Source organism: Vibrio sp. CUB2, assembly GCF_001557945.1.
Lineage (GTDB): Bacteria > Pseudomonadota > Gammaproteobacteria > Enterobacterales > Vibrionaceae > Vibrio > Vibrio owensii.
This window is the reverse complement of record NZ_LNRB01000005.1, coordinates 377,674-399,866: the sequence shown is the minus strand read 5'-3', so window position 1 is coordinate 399,866 and position 22,193 is coordinate 377,674. Positions and strand designations below refer to the sequence as shown.

9 protein-coding genes are annotated in these 22,193 nt (G+C 42.9%); all 9 read left to right on the top strand.

Annotated elements, in window-relative coordinates:
- The 9 genes from ATB78_RS10780 (at nucleotide 1) to ATB78_RS10745 (ending at nucleotide 22,058) form a co-directional block, all read left to right on the top strand.
- A complete protein-coding gene (locus ATB78_RS10780) occupies nucleotides 1–4,203 on the top strand; it encodes a hypothetical protein (RefSeq protein ID WP_240537391.1) in 4,203 nt (1,400 codons plus the stop codon).
- A 217-nt stretch (nucleotides 4,204–4,420) separates the two neighbouring features.
- A complete protein-coding gene (locus tag ATB78_RS30100) occupies nucleotides 4,421–5,029 on the top strand; it encodes a hypothetical protein (RefSeq protein WP_240537390.1) in 609 nt (202 codons plus the stop codon).
- 705 nt (nucleotides 5,030–5,734) lie between these two features.
- The gene (locus ATB78_RS10775; protein WP_061008657.1) at nucleotides 5,735–6,778 is read left to right on the top strand and encodes a hypothetical protein; all 1,044 of its coding nucleotides are present in this window, start codon (nucleotides 5,735–5,737) and stop codon (nucleotides 6,776–6,778) included.
- A gap of 602 nt (nucleotides 6,779–7,380) precedes the next feature.
- Nucleotides 7,381–10,140 (top strand): hypothetical protein, encoded by a 2,760-nt coding sequence (locus ATB78_RS10770; protein WP_061008656.1) that lies wholly within the window; start codon nucleotides 7,381–7,383, stop codon nucleotides 10,138–10,140.
- A 1-nt stretch (nucleotide 10,141) separates the two neighbouring features.
- Nucleotides 10,142–10,861 (top strand): OmpA family protein, encoded by a 720-nt coding sequence (locus tag ATB78_RS10765; protein ID WP_061008655.1) that lies wholly within the window; start codon nucleotides 10,142–10,144, stop codon nucleotides 10,859–10,861.
- The gene (locus tag ATB78_RS10760) at nucleotides 10,858–12,000 is read left to right on the top strand and encodes an HNH endonuclease signature motif containing protein (protein ID WP_061008654.1); all 1,143 of its coding nucleotides are present in this window, start codon (nucleotides 10,858–10,860) and stop codon (nucleotides 11,998–12,000) included. The genes ATB78_RS10765 and ATB78_RS10760 overlap by 4 nt, the downstream gene beginning before the upstream one ends.
- A 183-nt stretch (nucleotides 12,001–12,183) precedes the next feature.
- Nucleotides 12,184–18,600, top strand: coding sequence for a DEAD/DEAH box helicase (locus ATB78_RS10755; RefSeq protein WP_061008653.1), 6,417 nt, complete (start codon nucleotides 12,184–12,186; stop codon nucleotides 18,598–18,600).
- A gap of 1 nt (nucleotide 18,601) precedes the next feature.
- Complete coding sequence (locus tag ATB78_RS10750) at nucleotides 18,602–20,737, top strand: UvrD-helicase domain-containing protein (RefSeq protein WP_061008699.1); 2,136 nt, start codon at nucleotides 18,602–18,604, stop codon at nucleotides 20,735–20,737.
- 190 nt (nucleotides 20,738–20,927) lie between these two features.
- Nucleotides 20,928–22,058, top strand: coding sequence for a PcfJ domain-containing protein (locus ATB78_RS10745; protein ID WP_155647793.1), 1,131 nt, complete (start codon nucleotides 20,928–20,930; stop codon nucleotides 22,056–22,058).
- Nucleotides 22,059–22,193: the final 135 nt, after the last annotated feature.

The window sequence follows — 22,193 nt, the reverse complement described above, 5'->3', positions numbered from 1 at the left end:
ATGGCACTGGTTGGCATTTCAAACGAAAACGACTTTTACTCTCACCACTATCTCAGCGAGATTTTCGTTGGTGATATTCGTGGCGTATTAGATGGTTGGCAACAAAAAGAAAACGAAGCGCGTGAACAAGAGCGAACCGAGCGTGAAAAGGGTGGAAATCCAGTTAAGGGCTACCGTACACCTTTTGAAGCGCTGCGCAGCTACTCGGGTGAGTATTTTCGCCAACTGAATCAACATAAAGCTGCAAAGAGTGAAACCAAGCGTCTGAGCGATCAACGCAGCCGTTGGTCACCGGTTTTACATGCATTAGGTTATGAACTTAAACCTACTTCCGTATTGATTGATGGCGCAGAGTTGCCAGTGCTATCGGCTTATCAAGATACGCAAGGACAGCCTTTACTGTGGATCGTAGAAGCCCATGATCTGAGTGGTGATGATGCCGATCCACTTTCATTACCATTACTGGCGAGTCAGATAGCAACGGTCAATGAAGATAGCCAGAAATCACTTAAGCAAAATGCTCATGGTGAACTTCTGACCTGGCAAGACTTGGTATCGAAGAAGGTATTCAGCGCGCAAGAACCACCTCGCTGGGTGCTTCTGCTCGGTAACCGTCAGTGCTTGCTGCTTGACCGCACTAAATGGGCGCAAAACCGCCTGCTTCGTTTTGACATTGAAGAAATTCTTAGCCGAAAAGAAGCCGATACGCTAAAAGCCACGGCTGCATTGCTACACAAAGATTCGATTTGCCCAGAGCAAGGTCAAAACCTGCTGGATAATCTCGATGAAAGCTCGCACAAGCATGCTTTTGCCGTGTCTGAAGATCTCAAATACGCGCTGCGTGAATCGATTGAACTGTTGGGTGATGAAGCAGCCAAGCAGCTGATCGAAAAAGGCTTCACCTACGAGGGTAAGAGCAATATCGATCCGAACCAGTTGAGCTTGGAATGTTTGCGCTACATGTACCGCATGCTTTTCTTGTTCTACATTGAAGCGCGCCCAGAGCTGCAATATGCGCCGACAGATTCGGAAACTTATCTGAAAGGCTACAGCCTTGAAGCGCTGCGTGAGCTTGAAATGGTCGATCTCACCACCGAAGAGTCACGGAATGGTCGCTACATTCATGACAGCTTACAAATGCTATTCCGATTGGTATCGAACGGCTTCAGTGGCAAGAAAGCCTCATCTCGTGACAAAAAGAAAGGCGAGCGCGATGAAGATCTGTTCGCAGAAAGCAGCCATGCTTCGCTAGTACACAGCTTTAGTATCCGTAAACTGGAAAGCCACTTGTTTGATGACGATCGCATGCCGTATTTGGGCCGAGTGATCTTCCGCAACGAAACCCTGCAACGCATTATTGAGTTGATGTCGCTAAGCCGCCCAGGTAAAGGCAAAAACAAGCGTCGTGGTCGTATCTCTTATGCACAGCTTGGTATTAACCAATTAGGTGCGGTGTATGAGGCGCTGCTTTCTTACCGTGGCTTCTTCGCTAAGACCGATTTGTACGAAGTGAAGAAAGAAAAAGAAGAAGTCAATGAGCTGGAAACGGGCTATTTTGTCACTGCGGAGCAGCTTGTGGACTACAAAGAAGGTGAAAAAGTCTTCCACAAAGACGGCTCACTGAAATGCCACCAACGCGGCAGCTTTATCTACCGCATGGCAGGGCGTGACCGCGAAAAATCGGCCTCTTACTATACGCCGGAAGTGCTTACCCAGTCTTTGGTGAAATACGCACTGAAAGAGCTGTACAAAGAGCAGATTGAACCGCTTGAAAGTACAAGTGAAAAAGCAGACAAGATCCTTACTTTGAAAGTGTGTGAGCCAGCAATGGGTAGCGCAGCGTTCTTGAACGAAGCGATCAACCAACTTGCTGAAAAATACCTTGAACTGAAACAGCTCGCTGAAGACAAACGCATTCCGCAAGAGCAATACACCCGTGAATTGCAACGTGTGAAGATGTTCATTGCCGACAACAACGTCTACGGCGTCGATTTAAACCCGATTGCAGTAGAATTGGCTGAAGTGTCACTGTGGTTGAATGCGATCAGTGATGAAGCGTTTGTGCCTTGGTTTGGCTATCAGCTCTATAACGGTAACTCGCTGATTGGTGCGCGCCGTCAAGTGTTCTCAACCGGCGATCTTGCTTACAAAAAAGCCAAAGACCCAAGTTGGTTAAACATTGAGCCAAAACGTTTAGGTCACAGCGATTCGCGTAAAGACCAAGAGGTGTACCACTACTTGCTGCCAGACAACGGCATGGCGGACTACAGCGATAAAGTGGTGAAATCGCTCAAAGAGAGTGAAATCAAAACCATCACTAACTGGCGCAAAGAGTTTGTCAAATCGTTCACGCCAGATGAGAAAGCCCAACTGCTGCGCATCTCAGGCAAAATCGATGAATTGTGGCAAGAGCATACGGTACAGCGCCGCAAGGAGCGTGACATTGTCACTGATAGCCTAAAAGTGTGGCCAGAGTCTGAACACTCCGAGCAGTTAAGCTCTACTTATAGCAAAGATGCACTGTTGAAAAAGTCTCAGCATGAAGGCTCAGCCGTTTATCCACGCCTAAAAATGGTGATGGACTATTGGTGTGCACTTTGGTTCTGGCCAATCGACAACGCCAATGATCTGCCAAGCCGAGCGGAATACTTGGGTGAAATCGAACAGGTGCTGGAAGGCTACACGGTGACAGAAACCGTAGTCACCGAAGAAAGCTCAGGCCAAATGGCGATGTTCTCCGAAGGCAGTCAACAAACACAAGATCTGTTCTCAACCAGCCGTGGTGGGGTAGTCAATAAGGACTTTTTGTATGATGTGTTCCCCCGTTTGCGTAAAGTGGATGAGTTAGCAGCGCGCTATAAATTCTTCCATTGGGAACTGGAGTTCGCTGACATTTTCGCTGACAACGGTGGTTTTGACTTGATTCTCGGTAACCCGCCTTGGCTTAAAGTGGAATGGCAAGAAGGCGGCATTATGGGTGACTATGAGCCGCAATTTGTGCTGCGTAAGTTCTCTGCATCTAAGTTGAATACGCTACGTGAAGAAACGCTGCTGCGTATGCCGGCTTTGGAGCAAGCCTATTTCTCAGAATATGAAGAAGCATCAGCTACGCAAAACTTCCTCAATGGTTTGGTCAATTATCCAGAGTTGAAAGGCATTCAGACCAACCTGTACAAGTGTTTCTTGCCGCAAGCTTGGCGTATCTCCAATGTAGAAGGTGTGAGTGGTTTCTTACACCCAGAGGGTACGTATGATGATCCGAAAGGGGGCAAATTAAGAAGTTTGATTTACCCGCGTCTTCGCGCTCATTACCAATTTCATAATGAAATGAGTTTATTTGCTGAAGTCCACCATGCGACCATGTATTCCATTAACGTTTATGCATCGTTTATGGAAGACGTTAGCTTCGATAATATCGCAAACCTATTTACACCGAATACAATCGACGCCTGTTATTCGTACATGGGCAATGAGCCTGTTCCGGGCCTAAAAGATATTGAAGTCAATGATGGTAAAGTTGACGTCTGCTGGAGTACGAAAGCCCATTCAGCCCGAATAATAAAAGTTGGTAAACATGAGCTTTCGCTTTTTGCAAACCTCTATGACCAAGAAGGAACACCATATTTAGCTGCGCGACTGCCTGCACTACATACCTCTCAGTTAACATCGGTATTGGAGAAATTTGCTTCTCAACCTAAAAAGTTATCGAGCTTAGCTGATGGTTATCTGTCATTAGAAATGTGGCATGAGACCAATGCGCAAAAAGATGGGACTATTGAACGTACCACTACCTTTTCGGAAGGAGCTGATAGGTGGGTTGTATCTGGACCACACTTTTTTGTGGGGACTCCTTTTTACAAAACACCAAGAAGTGAATGTAAGTTGAGTAGCGATTATGATGGTATCGATCTAATTTCAATCCCAGACAACTACCTCCCACGCACCAACTATGTTCCTGCGTGTGATGCTGATGAATACCTGCGTCGGATCCCAAAAGTGCCATGGATTGATGAGGCTGATTTATCGGCTTGGCAGGCAAGTGGAGCGAATCCAGCAAATAAGCCAGAGCATCGTCCGGTGACGGATTATTATCGATTGGTTCATCGAAGAATGCTAAGTCAATCGGGGGGAAAGAACGCTGATTTCAGCATTATTTCCAAAACGCGTTGGTCATTTGCATACTTGTATTTCATCTACATTTAAAGATGTAAAAACGTTGATGTCTGTAACCGCTATGATGCAATCTCTTCCATTTGATTTTTATGTAAAGTCAACAGGTAAGAGCGACTTTACAACCGGATCTATGAAGTTTGTACCATTGCTTACGGAGCTGTCTCCAAGTTACAAAAAGTGCTTAAATACATTAATTATGTCCCTTAATTGTATATCAGAGACTTATAGTGGTCTCTGGCATGACTTTATGGATGGATCTATTAATAATTTTACTCAAGAGTGGGGGAAAAAAGATCCGAGACTACAAAATTCTTTTTTCAGAAATCTTACTTCTGAGTGGCATCGTGATTGTGCACTACGTACCGATTACGCTCGCCGTCAAGCGTTAGTAGAAATTGATGTGCTGGTTGCAATGGCACTGGGTATGACCTTGGAAGAGCTGAAAACCATCTACCGTGTTCAGTTCCCTGTGATGCGTCAGTACGAGGCGGATACTTGGTACGACCAAACCGGGCGTATTGTGTTTACTGCATCAAAAGGTTTGGTCGGCGTAGGCTTAGACCGTAAATTCAATAAGAAAAACGGTTTTACCACCACGATTGAAAACGGCGTGTATGAGAATCGTGCGCAAGGTTTGGGTTCAGAGGATGACCCGCTGACAGACACAAACGTGCAACTGGGCTGGGAAGATATCCGCGAACTGAAATCCGGCAAGGTTTACAAAACCTACATGGATGACACCCAACCAGGCGGTCCAGTCGAGCGCACAATCGAATACGTTGCCCCATTCGACAAGTGCGACCGTGAACGCGACTACGATGTGGTATGGGCCGAGTTTGAAAGGCGCTTTAAGTAGCAAATTACATAAAATATAAGTTGGTTGTAATAACTGACTTCTAATATAATCCGCGAAAACCAGAGCCTGAGTGCTCTGGTTTTTTTGAATGTTTAATGATTGCGTGAGGAAACGATGTTCGAGCCAATATTCTCAGAACCACCAAGCGAAGAAGAGATCAAAGAAATCATTAACACCTGTGATGATAATGTTTCCACTAACTGTTTAGGGTGCGCAGCTTGTGAGGTTTGTCCGTATCTAAAGCGCTCATTTGAGTTAACTGAGCACTATTAAACCTGCAGTTAACAGTAAATGCCTCATGAACCCGACGGCGGATTTGCTAATGGAAGACATGCAGCCCAGCAGAGTTGCATGATTGAATACATCGCTTCGTTCGACAAGTGCGATCGCGAACGCTACTACGATGTGGTGTGGGCTGAATTTGAACGGTGCTTTAAGCAATAAATTACATAAAATATAAGTTGATCGAAATCACACTTCTTCCTTATAATCCGCGCGAAAACCAGAGCCCTAGTGCTCTGGTTTTTTTTGGGATTTTGAATCCTCGATGCATCACCTTAGCAACACTAAGACATTGTAAGCTTATGAAAGCACATTATTCGATCTATTTGATAAGCTTATCAACGTAAAGACAATTCAGGTTTCCTGTTAACCCAAATCGCTATGCGTTAACGGATTTATATAAAGTAGTAAAAGTTAGAGTTAATGAGCACGTTTGTTAAAGAATATAAGCATACCGGCAACTCAATTTTAGCGTTTAAAAATGTTGTTGATTGCAGCAGTAAAACTAATAAGGAAATTGCTGAAGGGGCATTTAAGTATTTTGATGAAGTATATGAAGAATTGGAATTCTTTGTACCAGCTGAAAATAAAAGATCAGTACTTAAGAATGTAGGTAAAGCAATGGGGGCTATGGTTTCTCTTGGTGGTTCCTTTATGCTCGAACTGCATAATAAGCATTACTCTGACATGTATGAGGCGATCTATAAGCCGGCTTTTGAGCGCATAAAAGCCATTGAAGCGTCTACAAACGAGAGCCTATCTTCTATTGGTGCAGATCTGAGCCGTTTGAAAAATGCACTTAAACCAGTAGAAAAAATACTTAAGTCAAAATCGAATGTACGCTCGGTCCAAAAGCGAACGTTGAGTCAATTTGAACGATTCAACTCAGGTTTTAATACTTCGCTCAACGTTGGCTTTGGCGGTCTTGTTGGCGGCACAACCGCACTTGGCGCGTGGGGGCTGGTTTCTTTGATTGGTTCAGCCTCTACAGGTACCGCAATCTCTTCGCTATCCGGTGTTGCTGCAACTAACGCAACGTTAGCTTGGTTTGGTGGCGGTTCTCTTGCAACGGGTGGGGCAGGAATGGCTGGCGGCTTTTGGGTGCTTGGTGGGATCTTAGTCGCGCCGATGGTTTTCTTTTCTACTAAAAGCTCTTACAAGAAAGTTGAAAAAGTAAAAGAGCAGAAAGAAACGTTAATTCAAGAAGCAGACAAGTTGATCAGCTATACAGCGGAAGCTTCTAATCAATTGATTGCTGCAAGAAATAATGCTCTTCGTGTAAAGACACTTTTGAATGAGTACTTGCCAAAAATCGAAAAAGAACTCAATACATACAGAAACAATTGCTCATTTTTCAGAGAATTATTTGGTTTAAAAATGAAGCCAGAACAAGAGAAGTCATTCCATAGACTTAACTTACTCACGCATGAGTTATTAGAAAAGTTAGGAATGAACCATCGAAATTAAATTCCTTTCTGTTAAAAAGTTAACAAGTGGTTCATTCCCGGTCACTTGTTATTTTTGTGTGAGTTTTATTTAAGGTTGTGAATGTATTACATGTGTGTACTTCAAGTGTTATAAAGTTATCAATAATATTAACTGAGTAAATGTTGTTATTTTTGAAAATATAGGTGAACATAAAAATATGTTGGTAAGCATTAAAGATTTCTTTGTTAAAAACTATCTTTCAATTTTTGGCTTGTGTTTAATTTTTATAGGATCGAATCTAATCTTAAATACGTATACCTTTTACAGTCATAGTACGGATGATGAGCTTCTCAGGCTTGTATTGAAATCTGGCTTTAAAGGACTCTCGGGCTCTATAGTACTATTGTCAGGCGTGCTCTGTTTTATAGCGGATAGACGATTCCCAAGAAAAAATAACTGAAATGACAGCATTATCGAAAATGCCCAATTTATTAACTTAAAGAACCCATAACCTCAAACCAGAATAGACCCACGTTGGTGCGCTTTTACGTTTGCGGTTAAATCCCAGCAGCCTATCTGCGTACTGATTTAGAACGGCGTTATGCCTGTTTTTTAAAACCTTAAAATATATTGTCTAAATAATGAGTGAATATCTATCCGGCTTAATTGCCTCTGTATCTGCAAATGCATTTTCTGATCTGTTTATCTACATCATTGGTGCTGTTTTTGTCTTTAGCTTGCTCCTAGCTTTGCTAGGGAAAGCAAATGGGTTTGTGAGTGGTGCTCCTAACCTAATGACATCACTAGGTATTCTGGGGACTTTTGCCGGTATTGTTGTCGGCTTGATGGAATTCGACCCTCAAAACATTGATGGCAGTATTTCGTTACTATTATCAGGTTTAAAAACGGCGTTTTTGACCAGCTTGGTCGGTATGTGCGCCAATATTGCTTTTAAAGCCATTGAACCCTTTATTCCTGCCAAAAACGTGGTCGTAGAGGGCGTTGGCCCTGATGAAATATATTCAGTGATGGACCAACAACTGAAGGTTTCTCAGTCACTGGTTGATTCAATCCGAGGTGATGAAGAGTCTTCTTTAGCTTCACAAGTTCGTTTATTGCGAAGTGATGTGAACGATGGCAACAAGTTGGTTAAGAACGAGTTGTCTGAAATCAATGCCCACCATAAGAACACTGTTGAGAGCCTATCACTGATGCATACGTCGCACTCTGCATTTAGTGAGCGCCTGTGGGATGAGATGGATAAATTTGGTGAGATGCTATCTAAATCTGCCACCGAACAGGTTATCAATGCACTAAAAGAGGTGATTGTTGATTTCAATAACAATTTGACAGAGCAATTTGGTGAAAACTTCAAACGTCTTGATGACTCGGTGAAAAAACTGGTTGACTGGCAAGAAAACTATCGTCAACAACTCAAAGAAATGGCCCATACGTACCAGTTAGGTGTCGACGCGATCACGTATACAGAAAAATCCGTCGCTCATATTAGCGAACGAACGGAAAGTATTCCTAAAACCATGGAAAAACTGCATGACGTTATGGAACTGGGGCATGGGCAAGTAACTGAGCTTGAACAGCGTTTGGATGCATTTAAGGAACTACGTGATAAAGCCGTTGAGGCAATGCCAGAAATTCAACGCCAGCTGGATGATACGATGACAGTGATCAGCAGTTCAGTTTCTGCTGCTTCGAGTCATTATGAAACCATGCTTTCTGAATCGAAAGCGATGATCGACAGCTTTAGCGATGAGCATAAACTGGCGACGAAACAGTTTACGGAGTCTACGGGGCAGGGCATCGATACAATGACTTCTGAGCTGGGTGCCGCATTATCGAACATGAATGACTCAATTACCAAGACGATAGATGAATCGGGTAACCAACTACTTTCTACCGTTGAAGGAAGTATGAGTAAAGTGACGACATCGGTCGAGTCTACATGTGCCTCATTTGAGCAGCTCATCAATCAGACAAACGAAACAATCAACGATTACTCTGCCTCAGCTCAAGAAACGTTGAAAGCGGCAAATCAACATTTAGAAAACGCAAAAGAAGAAACGCGCATAGCGATGGATGATTTTGCGTCAGCGCATACAACCGCAACACAACAGTTTTCAACGACTGCCGATGATAATATTCACAAGATCAATGCGGGCATAGAGAGTGCTGTTACTGAGTTCTCTACAAAAGTAAACGAGACAGTCGATGCTGTTGGCAAATCACTCATTGAAAACACAGAAAACTCTCTGTCTCTGGTTTCTGGATCAGTTCAGGCATCGTCAGAAACATGTGAAAGGTTGATTGCTGACACCAACGATACTATTGAACAACACACGTCTTGTGTTCAACGGTTGCTGAGTTCAGCAAATGAGCATATGGAAAAAGTGGGCGAAGAAAATCGCGTTGCTTTGGATAATTTTGCCTCTGCTCATACCACCGCGACTCAGCATTTCACGACGACGACTTCTGACGGCATTCAATCCATCAATGACGGTATCGAATCTGCGGTTGGAATGTTCACGACTAAAGTGGCTGAAACCGTCGACGCTGTTGGGCACTCTTTAGTTGAGAGTGCAGAGAGTGCAATAGGTCACGTATCTAGTACAGTTGAAGAGTCTGTCGAAACATTTGAGAAGATGAACGAAGCGTCTCACTTATTGATTGAGCAATATGGGAAAAAATTCAGCGAAGCGCTAGCGGAATATTCATCAGCAGTGCAAGCAAACTTGCAAACTATCAAATCTGAATTGGATGCAAGTGCGGTTGCGATGTCTGGCGAACTTAAACAAGGAGCTAGGGAGCTTGGTGGCTCGTTAATTGAGAGTGCAGATGACATTAGCAGTCAAATGGGGGATGCATCTGTGCGTGTTCAATCAATGGTTGAGTGCATTACTAATCAAACTACAGAAATACAAAACCGTCTGCATAGTGCGATGGGTGATTTGAATCATAACGTACGTGAAATGGTCAATGATGTTGCAACGTCATCGGCTGATACCGTAGAAATTCTTGCAAAAAGTAATGAAGACTTAAGTCAAAGAACACAGCAAACACAACAACACATGGTTCAAGGAATCAAAGATTTGCAAGACCGCCTTGAGGGCGTTTTAGAAGAAGTCTTTGAAGCTCAAGTGCGTGAAGTGAAGCGGACGTTTGAAAGCCTTGAAGAGCAAGTCATTGACAGTGTTGCACAAACTGGCCAAGCGGTTGAGAAGCAAGTGGAAGTACTGGATCTTCAAATGCAGCAAGAGATTAACCGTGTCATCAACGAGATGGGACAAGGTCTTGCAACGGTGACTCAACAGTTCACTCGAGACTATGGAAAACTGACGAATGAAATGAAAACAGTTGTCGGCAGTGTAACTAAGTTGGCGAGCTAATATGAGCAATTTGTTTGGTAAAAGGTCGGCCTCTGCTGATGGAGGCGACCACTGGATGTCAGTATCAGACCTTATGGCAGGTTTGATGATGGTGTTCTTGTTTATCTCAGTGGCATTGATGCGAGACGCAATGAATGAACGAGATAAGATCAAAGAAGTCGCTGTTACGTATGAGAAAACACAGGAAGCTATTTACCTTGCTTTGGTCGAAGAGTTCTCTGAAGACCTTGAAAAGTGGGGCGCTGAAATTGAACGAAGTACTTTAAGTTTAAACTTTACCGCCCCGGACGTTTTGTTCGCCAACGGGAAGTCAGATTTAAGCAGTAAGTTTGAGGTCATACTGAGCGACTTTTTCCCGCGTTATTTGCAGGTATTGAATAAATATAAGCCGTCGATACAAGAAATAAAAATTGAAGGTCACACATCAAGCCGTTGGAACCATGATTCAACAGATTATGAGGCCTACTTTAACAATATGAACCTATCACAATCTCGCACAAGGGCTGTTTTAGGTTTTGTGATGAGCCTTGATTATGTTCGCAATGACCACTTTAACTACTCTTGGGTTAAACAGTATGTTGCAGCCGTTGGTTATTCTTCTTCGAAGGTTATTAAAAATAAATATGGTGTAGAACTTGCCCAGCGGTCTAGGCGTGTTTCGTTCCGCGTAATAACCAATGCCGAAGAGCAAATTCGTAAAATTTTAGGGGGAGAGGAATGAAGCTCTCCTTTGATATGGAAGCGCTACGAGCAGCCATTGAGCTTATGCCTCCTGATAAACCTGGACAGTTCAACCTACAATACACGCCAACTAATATCGACCCAATTGATATTGAACTGGGTGAAGGTAAGGTTGTTGAGCTTAAGGATGTCGATACTGACTCTGGACTCCTTGGTTATAAAGGTCGCCAGGTACTGCTTTATATTCAGGATGTGGGTACTTCCGTGACTTCTGCGCTGAGTAACCCAGAAAAAAGTGGTCCTAAATACCATGTAGCGGATTGTGCTAAGTTGAAGGGTATGAGGACTCAAGGGCTGTTTGAGCGATACGTGGTGACCAACGATGTGAGTGGCGAGTTTTTGATTACAGGGACAAACTATATCGATGGTAGGGATATAGAAGGGAAAGCGAAACTAAAAGTATGTAAGTCTTGCATCAGAGCCCTTAACTATCAGGGCTACGGGACTGGCGATAGGGCACGCAAAGAAGCTGTTTTCAATGGATTTGATATGGCGCGCTTCTTCTCCACGTATAGTTCGGTGTTTCCTCATATTCCAAAAAGACAGTCTGGAGATACCCGTAATGATCATACCGACGATTGGGAGAAGCTTTCGAGGAGCTACAAACAAGAGAAAAAGTACTGTTGTGAGAAGTGTCAAGTTGATTTGAACAAGCATAAACTCAAGTACAATGTTCATCATGTTAACGGTATTAAATATGATAACTCACCATCGAATTTAATAGGTTTATGTGCTGACTGTTTGAGTAAAGAAAAAACAGCTAAAGAAGCTTATGTCATGCATGACGTTCGGCAGTTAATCGCTACGCTTCGTAGAGAGCAGGGCTTGACCAATGACCTTGGCTGTTGGGACGACGTCTTTGAAATGACCGACCCAGCTGTACACGGTGTGTTGCATCATTGTCAAAAGGCGAGAGTGAAAATGCCTGAGCCTGGCTATGACGTTCAAAACGCGAATCAAGAGATTGTTTCGATGCTCGAGTTAGCATGGCCTAGCCGTAAATTTGGTGTTGGCATTGCGTCTCGAGACCTTGCAGTCGCGAATGAAAATGGTTGGTATGCCATTAGCGTTCACGAGTTTTTGAGCGATACCAAAAAAGCATTTACTTGCATAGGATAGTATATCAGGCCTCATTAAGAGGCCTTTGTTGCTTTATGGCCATACGCTCAACAAGGATTGATTCAGATTTGAACAGAATTGGCTAAAAAACTAAGTAGAAAGTTGAGTTAACAAATTATTAGGCTGTTTTATCGATGCATTTAGCAATAAAATTAGCGGGTTAGTTAGGATTGGGAAAAACACATGCTGCCATCAGTCGTTAGTGAGCAAGTAGTTAAAACATTAAGAAAGTACGTTAAATCAGCATTTAACATGAATAGTCCTTGTTTTGAGAGTGAGAGCTATTCGATGATGGAGTCTTTCTTACAAGATAAAGAGAACTTAGTTAAAGGGCCGTATTTATCTATTCAATTGCCTTTTAGGCAAAGTGAACTGTCATTAGACTATTTTGACCATCTTTCTCTTCCAGTCACTCCATACGCGCACCAGGCTATTGCGTATCAAAGGTTATCATCTGAAAGCCCACTATCGACGTTGGTAGCAACAGGGACAGGCTCAGGCAAAACTGAGTGTTTCCTTTATCCGTTATTGAACTTTTGTGCTGGTCAGCAGAACAAAGGGGTAAAGGCAATCGTCATTTATCCGATGAACGCGCTAGCGACGGATCAGGCGAAACGCTTTGCTTCTACGATATACAAAGATGAACGCTTAAAAGGCAAGGTTAACGTTGGTTTATTTGTTGGTGGAGAGCAAGCCGATACCGCTTCGACAAGCATGGGGCCAAATGAAGTTATTACGTGTAAACACCATTTAAGAAAGAATCCACCTGATATTTTGTTAACCAACTATAAGATGTTGGACTATTTGTTGATGAGGCCAGAAGACCAGACTCTTTGGCAACATAATGAACCTGGCACTTTAAAATATTTGGTTGTTGATGAGTTACATACTTTTGATGGAGCCCAAGGCTCGGACCTTGCCTGTTTGGTGCGTCGATTAAAGTATCATCTGTCTGTTGACGATCAAGGTTTTGCATGTGTTGGCACTTCTGCAACTGTAGGTGATGATGTGAGCGCGCTACTTGAGTACGCGGGCAGTATTTTTGACTCTCAGTTCGAAGAAAGTTCTGTAGTCAAAGAGGATAGATATCGCTACGAGGAATACTTAAAAGACGCATCGGTTAAGTATTTTACTTATCCTAGCTTCGGTGAATTTGAAAAACTCGATTCAGCGGTGTATTCCTCAGAAGTTGAGTATATCAATGCCCAATTAGCGTTATGGTTTCCAGAAAACTCAATTTTGTTGCCTATTGATCTCGATAGTGATGCTGGTCGAGCCACTCGAATTGAATTGGGGCAAGCGATTTTATCACATCGCTTTTTTCATTCTTTGCTCCAGATGATTAACGGAAAGATTGCTTCCTTTAAAACACTGTCCGCAGACATGAGTTCTGTCTTTTCAATCTCAGAAGAGGAAGCTGGTCGGGTAATTCAAAGCTTTTGCTCTTTAATATCAATTGCCAGAAATTCGGTCGAAGAAACGCCTGAAAAGCAAAAACAAAGAGTGCAAGAGGGTAGCCCACGGCCTGTGCTGCCATTTCTACAAGTGCGTCATCAACTTTGGTTTCGTGAGCTTCGACGTCTTGTTGCTAGCGTCAATCCTAAACCACGCCTGAATTTTGGGGATGACGTCTCTGATGATATGGCGGACAAATATCTCCCCGTCATTAATTGCCGTGATTGTCATGCAACAGGCTGGGGTGGTTTTGTCAAAGGACAAGTAGAGCAGCTTGAGAGTCAGCTTGATACTTTTTACCGAATGTTCTTTGGGGCGAACCATAGTATTCGAGTCGCGTTCCCGCTTGAAGATAACGATGACACTCCTGGTAAAGGTGTCATAAGGCGCATCTGTACAAAGTGTTTATCGTTAAATAGTGATGGTCAGACTGCTGGATGTAAGTCCTGTGATCACTCTGAGTTAGTCAGGGTTTTCCTACCGGATCAAATTAAGATTAGTGAGAAAAAAGGACCGCATTTTAGTAATGACTGTCCTTATTGCCAGAGTAGAAATGGCCTATCAATTGTGGGTGCTCAATCTGCAACGTTGTCTGCTGTTGCTATTAATCAGATATATAGCAGCCGTTATAACGAAAACAAGAAGCTGATAACTTTCTCTGACTCGGTGCAGGACGCTGCTCATCGAGCGGGGTTCTTTTCATCTCGAACATGGCCACTAATGATGCGTGGCCATATGGGCATGGTGGCCAAACCTACTGAAGGCATTAATCTGTATGATTTTGCAAGAGAAGTCATCGATGTGGCGAAAAAGAGCTGTGGCACAACGGAATCATTTGCCGCAACTTTTATTGCGCCTAATATGGAATGGCTCAACGACTATCGAGAGATGGTAGAAAGTGGCGAGCCCTTGCCAGTGAATAGTGCTTTACCAACGCTTGTCGAGAAACGTTTGAATTGGGAAGTATTTAGTGAATTCGGTCTTAGAGCTTCGATTGGTCGCACGCTCGAGAGGACGGGTGAATATACAATTGATGTATGTGATGAGGCTCTAATTGGACTAACTTCTCAATTACATACAGCATTGATGGATGAATTGGGCTCTGAAATTCAAGGTGTTAACGATACTGATGTTCTTCACTTCTGTTTAGGTGTACTACATCGTATGCGTAACAGAGGAGCGATTGTCCATGAGTCATTGACTCGTTATATCGCTGACGGAGGTGAGACGTATTATCTGACTAAAATTGATAAACAAACTTCAAAATACATGCCGAACTGGGGTAATAAAACTCGAACCCCGGCATTCCTGACTTTTGAGAAGAACAAGCGTTTTGACCAGATCGTTGCCACAAAGTCTAAACATACTTGGCACCAAAATTGGGTCATTAAGTGCTTTGGCAAACATGACAACATCATGATTGCGAATCACACTCAAACCATTTATCGATTGACGCTGGAGACTTTGAGGAGAGGCGGCATCCTCCAAGAGCTTGATGTTAAAAGTTATAAGGCTTGGGGTATTGCCCCCACCGCGCTGAAAATTACTTCAGTAGTTGCTGCTCTCGGTTGTGATCATTGCTCTGAACAGTTAATTGTTCCCGAGGCTGCATTAGGCTATTGGAAAGGTAAGGCATGTGTCAGAGAATCCTGTCAGGGTCATTTCACTGTCGATAAACAGTTACCAGAAAAAGAATGGTCACATTCGCAAGTTTGCCGAGTCAATGCTGCAGAGCATACTGGCTTGCTAGAGCGTACAGTGAGAGAGCAAACCGAAAATGCCTTTATTAACGATGGTAAAGCATGGTCGGTAAACTTGTTGTCAGCGACTCCAACTCTCGAAATGGGTATTGATATTGGTGATCTTTCGTCAGTATTGCTTTGCTCTGTGCCACCTGCTCAAGCTAACTACTTACAACGAATTGGACGTGCTGGTCGTAAGGATGGTAACGCGTTTAATATGACTGTTGCAGAAGGTAACGCGCACGATCTGTTTTATTTTGAAGAGCCTGTTGAAATGATGGCGGGTAGCGTTAGTGCCCCTGGCGTTTTCTTAGATGCCTCAGCCATTCTTGAGCGACAGCTCACCGCTTTCTGTATGGATCGCTGGATTAAGACCGGTATTGATAGTAGTCAAATTTGCAAACGCGTTAAACAGATGTTGGATGCAACTGAAGCGGGCTTGAGAGACCAGTACCCTTATAACTTCCTCTCTTTTGTCGACAGTCATAAGGAGACTTTGTTTGAACAGTTTACTAAAGTCTTTCACTCTCTATCTCTATCATCATATGAAAAGTTAAAGTCTTTCATTTTAGGGTCGGATAATGAATATGGATTAGCACCAAAGATACAAGAGTCTTTGGAGATGTTAGTTAAAGATCGCAAGTCGTTGAAGAGTCGTGCGGAAAAACTAAAACGAAGTATTGATAAACTTAAGTCCTCTCCGGTTAAAGATCAAAACTACCAAAATGATTTGAACGAATTAGAGAATGAACGTAATGCTCTCTTGGCTTTACTTAGAGAGATTAACAGTAAAAATACGCTTAACTTCATGACAGATGAAGGGTTGTTACCGAATTATGCATTCCCAGAAGCTGGTATCACGTTGCGTTCTGTTCTTTGGCGCAAGAAAGACACCGTCGAGGTTGAGGATGGTAAAAGTCAGTATGTTACTTCAACATTTGAGTACGAACGACCAGCAGCGGCAGCAATTTCTGAGTTAGCGCCAACCAATCATTTTTATGCCGGTGGGCATAAGGTTGAAATTGAACAAATCGACATGAAGGTCTCTGAGCCTGAAACATGGCGAGTTTGTAGTCACTGCAACCACAGTGAGCTTTTAGAGAGCGACCAGTATTCAGCGTGCCCTAAGTGTGGACACCCTGGGTGGGCTGACTCAGAACAAAAGTTGCGCATGCTGAAACTCCGACAAGTCTATGCTCGTTCTAGCGTCCGAGATTCAAAAATTACAGATGATGCAGATACAAGGACGCCAGCTTTTTTTCAGAGACAAATGCTTGTTTCCTTTAAGCCGGAAGACGTTGAGTTCACGTATCAAGTACAAAACAAATCCATCCCATTTGGCTTTGAGTACATACGTAGAGTTTCTATGCGTGACATTAACTTCGGCAGCTCAGTTGAAGAAGCGAATGAATTTAGTGTTGCGGGTGAGAAGAAAAAGAAAACGGGCTTCAAAGTGTGTTCTGACTGTGGTTTTGTGCAAAAGAGCAAGGGACCAGAAACTCACGATATAAGCTGTAAATACCGTGGAACGGTGATGGAAGCAAAGTATGAAGACTTTCTGTTTCTCTATCGCCAGCTTGAATCTGAAGCGATACGCATTCTTTTGCCCGTTAGTGGCTATGGTAATGGACAAGTGACGGAAGCCTCATTAAGTGCGGCTCTGCAATTGGGCATGAAACGTTACTTTAAAGGTAGTGTTGATCATATTAAAGGCATCATTTATCGAGAACCTGAAGATTCGGGAGAGAGCTACAGACACTATCTAGTGGTTTATGACTCTGTTCCTGGAGGTACGGGGGCGCTGAAAGAGCTAATGCAAGAGCCAGAAAACTTACTTCTTCTTTTGAAAGAAGCGTTATCGGTGATAGAAAATTGTGGCTGTGCGTCTGAAGGCAAGGATGGATGTTATAAATGTGTCTATGCATACCGTGACCGAGGAAAAATGCGGTCAATATCGCGTGAGCACGCGAGAAGTTTGTTAAGGTCGATACTTGATGATGAAAGTGCATTAACGCAAGTTAAGTCTCTCTCTGATATCTCACTAAACAAGATGCTAGAGTCAGAACTTGAAAGGCTCTTCGTAAATACGCTTCAACAAACCGTGTCTGAATTTGTTGTCACGAAAGAGTACGCACGAGGGAAGGCTGCTTGGATAGTGTCATCCAAACTTAACAATAAATCGTCTTGGCAATTAGTCCCTCAAGTGAGTCTTGGGGATAAAAATGGGGTTTGTATTGATACACGCCCTGACTTTGTTTTGTATCCATCTTCAGAATTAAAGAATGTGAAGCCAATAGCTGTATATTTGGATGGTTTTGCACACCACTATAATATTGTTTCTGATGATGTTGAGAAACGAAATGCAGTATTAGATAGTGGAAAGTACAATGTCTGGACTCTTTGTTGGAATGATCTGGCGAAACAAGACGCGAAACATGTGCGAGAGGTCATAGGCATAAGTCGACAGGATGTTGCAGCGAAAGACAGTAAGGCGCATTACAAGCAGTTTTTAAGTACAAATTATCAGACATTGAGAGATTCGTATGAGAATCAAAATAGCTTTTCTCTTTTGAAACGCTATCTTCACGATCCGCTTGAAATGTCAATGACTTATCAGCAGGCCATGTTTGCAAGCAGTTTTTATTGGCTTTCGATTTCTGCATCGAAAGATCTGGCCAGAAAAAACAAGTTTGAATACGAAATGCGAGAAAACGCGGAGCCGAGTCGGTTGCCCGATCTGTGTTTGGAAGGTCCTTACTTCTTTGGCGGGCTTTTGGATTCACTTGGCACATCTCAACGAAGTATTGAACTCGCCGCTGTTATGCCAGCTGAAGTGTACGTAAACGTTGTTGCAGGGAAAGTGCGCGGTCAATGTCCTTATGATTATGCTGAAGCTTTGACACGTTTACACGCATGTTTTGATGACCGATACCCGGAGGATGATGGTTATGAGCAAGCATTATATGGGTATTGGCGCTTAGTGAACCTTGCACAATTTTTGAGTGATTTCTCATTTACTTCGCACAAATTGCTTGTGCAAGGCAGTTCCAGTTCAGCTGTGAAAAGTGGAGATACAGAAGTTTCGATTGATGCTAGAACAGAGGTTGTAATCACGGATGATTGGGCTGAGCTAATCGAACTAGAGGTTATTAGTGAGACAGTAGTTATTGCAATGTTGGAGCTTGAGTTCCAAATTCCAGAAGTCGGTTTTGCTCTCGTAGGTGCTGAAGGCGAGATAGTTACCGAAGCTGAATTAGCATGGGTTGATTACAAAATCGCCCTTTTACTTCCCGAGATGGAAAGCGATAAAAATTTATTTGTTGAAAAGGGCTGGAAAGTAGTCGTTGGTGACTTAACTGATCAGGCTTTAAAAGAACTAAAACAATATATGGGTAATGATTAACATGACTGCAGTTGAAATGCCAAAAGTTGCGATCGCGGGAGACTTCTTGATGTCTTTTGCAAAAATTCCTAAGCAACAGCAGAAGAAAGTTCAAGAATTTATCAGTAAGTTCCGCCAAAACCCAATGAGTAGCGGTATTAACTATGAAAAGATTCGCGATGCTAAAAGTTCTAATGTGCATTCTGTACGGATAGATCAAACTTATCGCGGCATAGTGTTGAAGCCAGAAAAAGGCAACATCTATATGCTTATGTGGGTAGCTCACCACGATGATGCTTATGATTGGGCTCGCCGTCATGATTGTTTGATCCACCCATCTACAGGGGCAATTCAAATCGTAGAGGTTAGCAACGTCGTTGAGGAACCTAGAGTTGATACATTAGAGTCTCGTATCCAAAAAGCACTCTTTATTGATTTCTCCCGAGAGCAAATTCTTGCCCTGGGTATTCCGAGTGATTTTATTGATGCTGTAATGGCAGTGTGTTCTGAAAAAGATCTCGAGTTACTTGAGAAAAAACTACCGGCAGAATCTTATGAGCCTTTATATCTGCTTGCTGCGGGTGAGGATTATGAGGATCTTTTAGCTACTTACAATGAATCCCATGGTGAAACCGTCGATGTTACGGACTTTGACGCTGCATTAGAAAGAGCTTCTTCTCAGCGTAACTTCCGAATGGTTACTGATGATTTAGAGCTACAAAAAATGTTGAACGCTCCACTTGAAAAGTGGCGAGTATTTTTGCATCCAAGCCAGAGAGTCCTTGTTACACGAAAGGCGAAAGGGCCTACACGTGTTCTAGGTGGGGCAGGCACGGGCAAAACCGTTGTTGCAATGCATAGAGCAGTTCATTTAGCTGAACAACTTTCTACAAGTAAGTCCTCATCAAAGGTGTTGTTTACGACGTTCACTAGGAACTTGGCTTCAGATATTAAAGCCAATCTCAAAAAAATTGCTAGCGAGGAGCAGTTAACAAGAATTGAAGTCTCCAACATCGATGGTTGGATTTCTCGGTTTTTGAAGCGATTTAACTACGACTACAAAGTTGTTTATGACAATGACAAAGAGCGCCAACTGTGTTGGAAGTACGCTATTGATTTAGCTCCCTCTGAGCCATATTTCCCAGAGTCATTTTATGAGGAAGAGTGGCGACATGTGATTCAACCGAATGGTGTAAAAACTAAGTCGGAGTATTTCAGTGTGAGCCGTGTTGGTAGGGGAACACCACTGAGCCGTATTCAACGAGCGAAAATTTGGCCCGTTTTTGAAGAGTTTCGTAATCAAATGAATCGTAAACGGTTGCGAGATATAAACGAGGCAATGCTTGATGCTATTGAAATTATCAAAGAGCAAAAAATTACGCTGCCTTATTCATCGATTATTGTCGATGAGGCTCAGGATATGGGTAGCCAAGCGTTTTCACTATTGCGAGCAATTGTCCCGGAGCAAGAAAATGATATGTTTATTGTTGGCGATGGCCATCAACGAATTTACCGTAACAAAGTCGTATTAGGGCGATGTGGAATCAATGTACGTGGACGTCGATCTCAAAAGTTGAAAATCAATTATCGTACCACAGAGGAAACGAGACGTTTTGCCACTTCAATTTTAAATAATGTCCAAGTTGATAATCTGGATGGCGAATTAGATAGATCAACAGATTACTTGTCTCTATTCCACGGAGATATGCCGGTCGTTAAAGTGCTGCCGTCATTTGATGAAGAGGTATCTTTCCTTAAGCAACAGCTTGATATGTTGTTGGCAAATAACGTGCTTCTGAAAGATGTTTGTTTGGTTGCCAGGACTAACTTTGTCAGGGACAGCTACGCTAAGTCTTTAAGTGAATTAGGTCTCCAAACACATGCATTATCAGCAGACAGTTCTGACAGCGATAAAGAAGGGCTTCGTGTTGCAACTATGCACCGTGTCAAAGGTTTGGAGTTTAAGTACATTTTGATTGCTGGGGTGAACAAGGACGTAATTCCTCTCAAACAAGTGCTAACAGAAGATCCAGTAGAGAAGCGAGACTACGATTTTAATGAAAGAGCGCTTCTTCATGTTGCCGCGACGCGAGCTATCAAAGGGCTTTATGTGACGGCATCTAACAATCCTAGCCCTTATCTTGCAGATTTTGTCTAAGAGTTAATTCAATTTAACTTTATCGCCGTTCATATTGTATCGAAACTATGAATTGATCGACGGTGTTTTCTGAATATAGAGCATGGTTACTACTTTATCCATGCTCTAGTTCGTAAGCTTACAAACCGCCCTGACTTACGTATTAGATCTATCCTGAAACCTCTGTTTTATATTTCATTCTGGTTTTATAGTGAATAACGCAACGATTACGCTACCAACGACGATGTTAGGGTTCAATTATGATATTGAGTTGGAACATTGGCAGAAAAACCTACATGGTTACCGAGTATTCTCTGATGGGAAAAAGGTATTGCTCGATGGTGGGCTAGGAATAAGCCTGAACTTACTGTTTGGGGACAGCCAGTACGAAACTTGGCTTGATAGTATTCCCCAGCACTATCTAACAGCCTCTAGTGCTTTTGCTGAATATCAATATCAAATGCTTTGGTTAGCGGCAAACTGCCACGAAGCGGCGCAGTTATTAGATAGCCGCCCGATATTATTGGCATTGATATGCGCCAAGTACAGTGTCGATAACGATACTGCGCTTGAACTTGCTAAGCAAGGGCAACGAGAAATTTTAGCTCTTCTCGGTTTGGATTCATCTAAAGCAGCATTGAAGTTCATCGACAAGCTCGCACTTGATTTTGAGTATTCAAGTGAGTTGAAGCATGTACTCAAGCAACTGGACGCTAACTTTTCCCGGTTCAAGGTTTTTAGCCACTACAAAGTGGTCAACTACAGCGCATTATTGCTCGACCATAGCCATCCATTTCTTACCGGAACGAATCTAGGGCGTTCAATAGCAGAACAGCATCAGAGCGTTTATAGAAATATGATGGCTTATATGAGTGATACTTTGCGCCTAGGGAATGCAATTGGTATCAACGATCCCGTTCGTCATGTTGAGAGGCTGGGCAGCGTAGAGGATTTGATTGAGCTGCATGATGCTTGGGTTGTTCGACAAATCGATCTTCGCTTTGAAGCAATGAGGCCAGAGAGAACGGAAGTTCCATACCCTAAATGCTTAGCTGATGGATATGGTATTTCACAAATCGTCGATTTTGAAGACTTATGTGCAGAAGCGAAAGAGCAACTTCATTGCATCGCGGTATACCATAACCGGATTGCAGCGGGTCATTACGCCGCATTTCGTATGAGATCTCCAGAGCGTATGACCATTGGCATAAGCATAAACCCCAAGAAAGCATACCCTTATGAGGTTCAACAGATAGCAGGATACAAGAACGCCGTACCAAGCGAAGAAACACGGAGAGTAGTCCACGAGTGGTTCGACGCTTGTAAGCAACTGAATTGTTGATGAGAGAATTACACAATTATGTTTAATTTCTATATTCAATCGCCCAAATAAAACTTTTTTTGGCAGCTTAAGATAATGCGACCAGTTTGGTTCTCCTCTGAAGGGACAGAACTGTGTCGCAGTGTCAGTGGTTAC

Excerpts from the sequence above, each read along its gene's own strand:
- ATB78_RS10780 (WP_240537391.1), top strand. The coding sequence starts at position 1 with ATGGCACTGGTTGGCATTTCAAACGAAAACGACTTTTACTCTCACCAC.
- ATB78_RS30100 (WP_240537390.1), top strand. The coding sequence starts at position 4,421 with ATGGATGGATCTATTAATAATTTTACTCAAGAGTGGGGGAAAAAAGAT.
- ATB78_RS10775 (WP_061008657.1), top strand. The coding sequence starts at position 5,735 with ATGAGCACGTTTGTTAAAGAATATAAGCATACCGGCAACTCAATTTTA.
- ATB78_RS10770 (WP_061008656.1), top strand. The coding sequence starts at position 7,381 with ATGAGTGAATATCTATCCGGCTTAATTGCCTCTGTATCTGCAAATGCA.
- ATB78_RS10765 (WP_061008655.1), top strand. The coding sequence starts at position 10,142 with ATGAGCAATTTGTTTGGTAAAAGGTCGGCCTCTGCTGATGGAGGCGAC.
- ATB78_RS10760 (WP_061008654.1), top strand. The coding sequence starts at position 10,858 with ATGAAGCTCTCCTTTGATATGGAAGCGCTACGAGCAGCCATTGAGCTT.
- ATB78_RS10755 (WP_061008653.1), top strand. The coding sequence starts at position 12,184 with ATGCTGCCATCAGTCGTTAGTGAGCAAGTAGTTAAAACATTAAGAAAG.
- ATB78_RS10750 (WP_061008699.1), top strand. The coding sequence starts at position 18,602 with ATGACTGCAGTTGAAATGCCAAAAGTTGCGATCGCGGGAGACTTCTTG.